The sequence below is a fragment of the Methanosaeta sp. UBA356 genome, assembly GCF_002496465.1.
Taxonomy (GTDB): domain Archaea; phylum Halobacteriota; class Methanosarcinia; order Methanotrichales; family Methanotrichaceae; genus Methanothrix; species Methanothrix soehngenii.
This window is the reverse complement of the sequence record NZ_DAKC01000014.1, coordinates 389-7,924: the sequence shown is the minus strand read 5'-3', so window position 1 is coordinate 7,924 and position 7,536 is coordinate 389. Positions and strand designations below refer to the sequence as shown.

Annotated in this window: 7 protein-coding genes; 3 read left to right on the top strand and 4 right to left on the bottom strand. The window is 53.4% G+C overall.

From position 1 onward, the window contains the following. Window positions 1-178: 178 nt before the first annotated feature. Window positions 179-955 (top strand): GNAT family N-acetyltransferase, encoded by a 777-nt coding sequence (locus BP727_RS00765; protein ID WP_273278572.1) that lies wholly within the window; start codon window positions 179-181, stop codon window positions 953-955. Here BP727_RS00765 and BP727_RS00760 read toward each other — a convergent pair. Next, window positions 945-2,009: a (Fe-S)-binding protein gene (locus BP727_RS00760; RefSeq protein WP_286856841.1), complete on the bottom strand. Its 1,065-nt coding sequence runs from the start codon at window positions 2,007-2,009 to the stop codon at window positions 945-947. The genes BP727_RS00765 and BP727_RS00760 overlap by 11 nt on opposite strands. Window positions 2,010-2,132: 123 nt before the next feature. Here BP727_RS00760 and BP727_RS00755 point away from each other — a divergent pair, with 123 nt between their 5' ends. Beyond that, entirely contained in the window at window positions 2,133-2,612 is a 480-nt protein-coding gene (locus BP727_RS00755) for an HIT family protein (RefSeq protein WP_286856839.1), read from the top strand. Window positions 2,613-3,036: 424 nt separating this feature from the next. Here BP727_RS00755 and BP727_RS00750 read toward each other — a convergent pair whose 3' ends face one another. The 3 genes from BP727_RS00750 to BP727_RS00740 all read right to left on the bottom strand — a co-directional run bounded on the left by BP727_RS00750 (window position 3,037) and on the right by BP727_RS00740 (window position 6,600). Then, window positions 3,037-4,401, bottom strand: a complete 1,365-nt coding sequence (locus tag BP727_RS00750; RefSeq protein ID WP_286856837.1) for an FAD-binding oxidoreductase — start codon at window positions 4,399-4,401, stop codon at window positions 3,037-3,039. A 67-nt stretch (window positions 4,402-4,468) separates the two neighbouring features. Next, a complete protein-coding gene (locus BP727_RS00745) occupies window positions 4,469-5,803 on the bottom strand; it encodes a cytochrome c biogenesis CcdA family protein (protein ID WP_320353064.1) in 1,335 nt (444 codons plus the stop codon). A gap of 224 nt (window positions 5,804-6,027) precedes the next feature. Continuing rightward, window positions 6,028-6,600 carry a hypothetical protein gene (locus BP727_RS00740; RefSeq protein ID WP_013720392.1) on the bottom strand — a complete coding sequence of 191 codons (573 nt, stop codon included), beginning with the start codon at window positions 6,598-6,600 and terminating at the stop codon, window positions 6,028-6,030. Window positions 6,601-7,039: 439 nt separating this feature from the next. Here BP727_RS00740 and BP727_RS00735 point away from each other — a divergent pair, with 439 nt between their 5' ends. Continuing rightward, window positions 7,040-7,363 carry a winged helix-turn-helix domain-containing protein gene (locus tag BP727_RS00735; RefSeq protein WP_286856832.1) on the top strand — a complete coding sequence of 108 codons (324 nt, stop codon included), beginning with the start codon at window positions 7,040-7,042 and terminating at the stop codon, window positions 7,361-7,363. Window positions 7,364-7,536 lie beyond the last annotated feature (173 nt).

Below are 7,536 nucleotides of genomic sequence, written 5' to 3'. Positions count from 1 at the left end.
ACGAATTATTTCATGATTACTTCGAGAAGGGAATGACGGCAGAGGAGATTGAGGGCCGTGAAATGATCAGGGAGGTAAGAAGGCAGAATTTCATTCCCGAGGATATCGAGGATCTTTATGAAGAGGCCCTCATAAAGGAGTACGAGAGATATTTTGAATCCAGGAAGAAATAAAGAAGATGGTTCGAGAGCATTTGACCGGCCAAAGAGATATGGCAGATTCCTATCCCCGCAGCTTCGTAAGACGGGGCAAATGCCTGGAGATGAGGTTTCTTGCTGAGTGCTCACTCTCAGACCTGGCCGCCCTGCAGTCTCTGGTAGTCAGCACCCTGCACGAGATTGAAATCTTCATGCCTCACGATGAGGAATACTTCAGCCTGATATTCCAGACGGACCTCTCCGTGCTGGGGGTCCTGGCAGAGGAAAAGCTTGCCGCCTATAGCATAATTCGCTATCCAGGGATGGAGAAAGATAACCTGGGCCGGGATTTGAACCTGGCTGAAGAGGATCTGAAAAAACTCGCCCACCTCCAGGCCATCGCCGTCCACCCTCATTTCAGGGGATGCGGCCTGCAGCGGGAATTGGCCGCAGCCCACCTGCAGGTGCTGGAAAGCTCTGGGTATGAGCACATCTGCTGCACCGTATCCCCGAAAAATCCGGTCAGCCTGAATAACCTCCTCTCCTGCGGGTTCAGGGTCAGGGCACTGAATCCCAAGTTTGCCGGCTGGTGGAGATACATCCTCTATAAGAATGTAAACTGGCCGATGACCGGTACAGGTATGGCTGCCACCGGAGATGAAACCGCAATCACTTGCTTGAATATCGAGTGCCAGAGGGAGCTCATCCAGAGGGGCTACGAGGGATATCGAGTGGAATGGAAAGGGGAAAAATCTGAGATATTCTACAGAAAGAGAAGCACCTCCTCGATGGACAGCTCATCCCCCTTCATTCCATAGCCATTCCCACCAGGTCCACCAGGTCGATCACCTTCTCTCCCCCTCCCCCATCCCTCAGATTCCTGATGCACAGCGGGCAGGAGGTGACAATATAATCCACATCATCCGGCACATCCTCCAGCCTCCTCCTGGCCATCTGCAGAGATAGATCTTTATATCCCGCTCGCACCCCACCCCCTCCACCGCAGCATCGGGCAGCATTCCGGCTTGCTTTCATCTCTACCAGGCGGCAGATGGCCCTTATGACCTGGCGCGGCTGCTCGTAGATCCGGTTGTGCCGTCCCAGGTGGCAGGGATCGTGATAGGTCACAGTGATATCCAGAGGCTTCAGATCGATTTCCGAGATGTGACTAGCAAGAAACTCGGGCACGCTCAAAACCTGAAACTGGTTCCCATAGCTGTTTTTCAGGGTAGTATAGCAGCCTGCACAGCCGGTGATCACCGTCCTGGCCCCTATCCTCTTGATCTGTCTGGAGTTCTCATCAATAACCTTCCGGGCATCAAAGCCGGTACGCAGGAGGGGCGAGCCGCAGCACTGCTCTCTTGGCAGCAGAGTGGCTCCAAACTGGCTGAGGATGGAGAACGTGCGTCTTGCTGTCTCATGGTAGCGATAGGAGTTCATGCAGCCCACAAAGTAGACATAATCCGCCTTTTCCCGGATCAGGCTCCGATCAGGGAGCCAGCAGAGCCTGTCGGTTTTTTCGCCAAAGGTGTTGCCGCTGTTCAGGATCTTCCGGTCAAGATCCTCCAGCTCTGAGGTGGTTAATCCTAGGGCTACAAGCATCCCCCTCGCTCTCTCTATGATATCCGGAGGAGAGATGCCTGCCGGACAGTTCTCAGTGCATAAGCCGCAAGTGGTGCAGGTGTTAAGACTGTCTTTCACCCCCTGATCTGCCTCCAGCCGGCCAGAGCAAAGCTCCTTGATTATCATCATCCGCCCTCTGGTGTTGGCCGACTCCCAGCCGGCCTCCTCGAAGACCGGACAGACGGTGCGGCAGGTCCCGCAGCGAACGCACAGATTGAAGGCTCTTTCACCCTGGTTCATGGTCTGCATTTCGTTCTATCGCATCCTGTTCATCCGACATAAAAAGATCTCCATCGAATCAGATTGACGGGATATTTTGTATGGCAAAGGATTGATCATCAATAATGCCGTCATTAGCATAATGGAGGCTTTATGACTGAGGGCACCGGGAAAGAGAAAGGCTGCATCTTCTGCCAGATCCTGGCGGGAGATCTGCCATGCTACAGGATTTATGAGGATGAACTATCGCTGGCAATTCTGGACGTCAACCCCTTTTCTAAAGGCCATTGTCTGGTGATACCTAAGAGACATGTGCCCTGGTGGCATGAACTCTCAGATGATGAGAATGCCAGCCTCTTCAGAGCAGCAAAGGTGGTGGCGGAAAAGATTATGGTCGCCCTGCAACCGGACTTTGTCTGCATGTATGCTCGGGGCAGGAGGATACCTCATACCCATATCTTCCTGGTCCCCACCTATAAGGGAGATGTGCTGGACAGGTTCTTCAACGCCCTGGAGCTATTCCAGGAATCGCCTCCGGAGCTGGTTGCCCTGCGAGAGCAAAATTCCATGGAAGATGTGGCTGAGCTGCTCAGAGCGGCTGATCCGATGAAAAGCTCAAAAGAGCAAAGATGATTCTGTGGAATGCTGAAATCCACGATTCATGAGCGAAGCTTCACTTAATGGTCAATCAATAGTTTGAATCTTTTGGGGCCGCATTCAATCTTTTGGCTCTTCGCTGTATCGAGTGGGTAGCGGGATAATTAACCATGTGGTTTACGGAATGCGGAATAAAACCGCAGAGGCGCAGAGCGCACGGAGGACGAACGAACGGAGACGACTATTTGCTCAGAAATATGCCATTAATTAGGTAAATTTCCACGTCTCTGCGAACTCTGCGTCTCTGCAGTTAATATTCGTAGCTGAATATTCAAATACATGGTAGTTACGGAATAAAACCTCAGCCGTATACCTGGCGTTATTGTTGTTGTTGCAGGAGGCGAAATCCATCTCCTCCTGGATCGCTTCATGGTCCAGTCTGTCGTCAATGTGATATCAGTCACAGCCCTATCTTTCCTGGATTGAGTATCCCCCTGGGGTCAAGGGCCTTCTTGACCGCCCGCATCACATTCATCGTCTCCTCGCCCACCTGCTCTGCCATATACTCCGCCCGGGCAAGGCCTATCCCATGCTCGGAGCTGACCGTCCCCCCCAGGCTCAGAGCAGCTCGATGGATTCTGTCCGCTGCCGTCCTGAGCCGATCCCACTGATCCGGATCATTGACATCGATGAACAATGCGACATGCAGATTTCCGTCTCCTATATGGCCGTACTTCATGGCAGGAATGCCCACGCTTGCAGTGATCTGCTGCACTCTCTTAATCAGCGCCGGAATCTGCTTTATGGGAACCCCCACATCCTCGCCCATATAGATCCTGGTCTTCTTCGGGTCCAGACGCGAAATGGCCGCTCCCACCAGCCTCCTCGCCGCCCAGATGGGCTCCATCTCCCGGCCGGAAGCTTGCCTTATCGTAATGGCCATCGGCCGGCAGACCTCCTCTATCTGCGCTGCTGCCTCTGCGGTCGAATCTCCTGAGCCGTCCACCTCGAATAGTATCACGTCCCCGTCATCCGGCAGGACAAGCGCGGGATCAACGAGCTTCAGGACCTTTAGAGTGGTCCGGTCAAGTATCTCGCAGGCGGATGGGGTTATCCCCTGGGAGAATACCGCTATCACCGCCTGGCCAGCAGCCTCTGCGCTCCCGAAGCTGGCGAATACCAGCCGTCTCTCTTTGGGCAGAGGGGCAACCTTCAGTCCCGCTCGGGTGATGATGCCCAGGGTCCCCTCTGCGCCAACGAATAGACGGGTGAGGTCGTATCCGGCTGCGGATTTGAGGTTCCGGGAGCCGGTATGAATCACCCTACCATCCGCCAGCACAACCTCTAAATCCAGCACATAGCTTCTGGTGGTGCCGTATTTAACCGAGCGCATGCCGCTACTGTTGTAGGAGATCATGCCCCCGATGGTGCAAAAGGCGCTGCTGCCCGGATCTGGGGGAAAGAAGAATCCATGAGGCTCAAGGGCCCGATTGAGCTTCTCTGCCACCACCCCCGGCTCAACGATGACCTGCAGGTTCTCCAGATCCATCTCCAGAATGCGGTTCATTCCAGACATATCCAAAACTACGCCCCCTAAGACCGGGGACGCCCCGCCGGCAAGTCCGCTTCCCGCTCCCCGGGCGACCACCGGCACATCCCTCTCATTGCACAGCATCATAATTCTGGAGACCTCTCCCGTATTCGCTGGTCGGACGACGAAATCTGGGTATCCAGAAATCTGAGAGGCGTCGGAAGAGTAGCAGCACCTCTCTGCCAGCGAGGAGGAGACTCGATCCCTCGCAATCTCCTGGAGGCTTTCCAGCATGGTCGAAATGTAATCTCACCTTCCTCTCGATATCCTCACACTGCAATTGCTGCGCCGTTATTGTACCCTACCATAACAGGTATCCAAAATACCTGACGGCATAGACCAGGCCCACCAGGATCACCAGCAGCCCGAAGATCTTGCTGGTCCACTCTCCCACCGATACATACTTCTCCCCGATCCTGCCGCCCACCATTCGGGAGAAGGTGGTGATGGGGATGATGGGCACTCCATGGCCGATGCCGAAGAAGAAGAGCATCGTCCCGCCGACCAGGGGGGCAACGTCCTGGCTTGCCAGCCAGATCAGGACCGGCATCACCATGGAGAGGGCACAGGGAGCCCAACCCAGGGCGAAGAAGATCCCCAGGGTGAAGGCGCCGATGAACGCAGAATAGCGGAAGAGCTTTAGCGAGAACTCCACAGCCTTTTGGAGCAGGCTCTTCTTCTCCTCCATAGGCCCATTTAAGCCCGAGCTCTCGGACGGCTCATCGAGCCCATCCATGGCAGCACGATGCAGGCGGATGCGATCCATGACCGGCTCGATGATCTCCCCCAGGGGCTTGAAGCTGCTGATTCCAAGCAGGACCATGATTACCCCGGCTAGAAGGTCAAAGAGCTTTGAATCCCGGAAGAAGACCCCTATCTGGGATATGAACAGGCCGAGCACAAAGAAGACAACCGCCATGCCGAGGGTGAAGGCGACGCCGATCATGAATCCCTCTCTTGAGGTGGAGGCGCTGGCTCGCAGGTATTCGTCCTTCCTGCGAACGGTCATCACATAAGAGAACACAGCAATCATCAGGGCGATGGAGCAGGGGGCAAGGGAGGTGAAGATGCCCAGAAGGAACATGCCAAAGGCGGTGACATCCTTCCTTGAGACCTCATTCTCCATTCTGGTCCAGAGGGAGGAGATCATGCTTGTTGCCCCCTCTGGGCGGGCCTCCACCTCTGCAGGAGGGGAGGCTTCCCCCTCCACCATAAGAGCTGTCCCATTGAGCTCCTGGATGTCATCCAGAAGGCTCAGGGCCTTCTGCACCCCATCTTCTATCCCTTCGCCCACCCGGTAGACGTGGTAGACCGGGCCGATTCTGCCCTCTTTGTCGATCAGAACAATGGTGGGATTGGAAGAGCCGCCTCTCACCGTCCAATAGTCCAGGTATTTGCTCCCTATGGGATATGGGTCCAGATCCTCGATCCAGGGCCAGGTTATATTGACCTCCCACCAGGTTTGGGCCAGCTCCCGGCCGTCAATGGAATAGGGGTTCTTCCTCAGGTTCAGGGTTACTATCTGGACATTGGTGTCTAGGGCCTTGAGGGCTGCAAGCTCCTCTACTTGCCCCGAGAGGGACTTTTCGCATTCAATGCATAGGGGGTTCTCGATATTTGTTATATGCAGGACCACCGGGGAGCCCATGAAATCGGATAGATTGAAGCTCCTTTGATCCCAGCTGGTTGCGAAAAAGTCCGGCGCCTGCGCTTCATCTGCTAGCGCGGGACTGATGGATAGGGATATGAATAATAGCGCGAATAAAGATATAATAGAAACTGGCAAAATGAGAGCGTGAGGGGGATTAGAGCCCGGCTTGCTCAGACCACCCACGCCATCTTTCACTGCCATTAGGCCGATCACTGCTCCCAGTCAGCCGCATTCTGCTGGTGATAGTAAATGGAATCGTCTGCATAGCTGTTGATATCGTCCGTGCTCATGATATCAATCTCGCTATGCCAGCCAACCTCAACCTCGCCGTCCTCGTTCTCGATCAGAGTGAGGAAGATGGTGGTGGGAACATACTGCTTCTTGCCTGTGGGACTGTAGATATCCAGAACCTCCATCGCCTTCAGGATTCCGTCTCCCTCAGCCAGAATGCTGTAGAACCGGATATCGTCGTTGTGGATTTTTATAGCATCATTTATCCTGGGGACATGGGTCACGCAGGGCAGGCAGTTGTTCTGGTGGATCAGGATCAGCAGAGGTCTGTCCTCCAGAGCCTCAATAACCCAATCCGGGTGATTTACGGCAGAGCCAGAGTCGATGTTTTTGTCCGGGTATGTCGTCCACCAATCAGAATCACCCGAGCCTAGAGAATGCTCAGGACCATTGTCATCCTCTTCCTCTGCCAGGGCAAAGGCACAGAAAAGAGAGATGGCCAAAAGAGAGGTAATCAATATTGTGAGGAAATTTGTGAATCGATCAAGCATGATTTAAACCTCCGAATTCGTCCTCCTTTATTCTTTATTTGAATATTTAGAGATTCCCGTCTTCTTGCGATGATAGATCTGCAGCAACTTCTGCAGTGCTGGAATCGGCAGCAGTTTCTCCTTTGGGATTTTGGTGTCAAAGGCGTTTTGCCATGAGAGCATAGCCAGGCAGAAGAATGACAATAGCCCCTCAAGAAATCGCCAGACGTGGATCTCTTGCTTCCTTTATGCAGAACCATTACGAACAATTAAGTCATAGTCCTCGGTATTTATCGCTTTTGGGCCGGGATCGGTATATACATTTCACATATAGCACATTGGGCCTGCATCCCGCACCTTGAACCAGTGACTATGACCAAATCTGCAATTTTAGCTCAGAAAAACTTTAAATTCAATGAAGTCGTATTTAAAAAAGGATACATATTGGAGGATATAAAAAATGGTCAATGAAACTGAGAAGAAACCGAGGTCCAGGAAGAAGAAAAGAATGACTGAAGCAGGAGTGGCAGCGGTCAAATCAAAGAGAGAGACTGGGAAGGGAGGGGGGATGACGGAGGAGTCTGTGGATCTGGTATTCGGTATCAATGCCGGCATAATTTGGGACCTGCTCAGCCTAAAGGGCCCGATGCCGGCCAGGGAATTGGCCAAGTCTGCCGCTCTGCGGATAGATGATGTCCATGGCGCACTGGGCTGGCTGGGCAGAGAGGGCAAGATCAATGTGAATAAGAAGGGACGGTCAAGGATTTATTCCCTGAGGCCTTGAATTATCTCGGGGCCTTATCGATCCAGCCCCGAAGGCTCATCTTCTTTTAATGGCTTCTCGATATTTGGCATGGGTGAACTTGAATCGCAAATTCTCTGTATCCTTTTGCATCTGGGGTGAACCGCGATCCGGAACCAACCACAAACTTAAATCCCACATCCCGCAGTAAGATA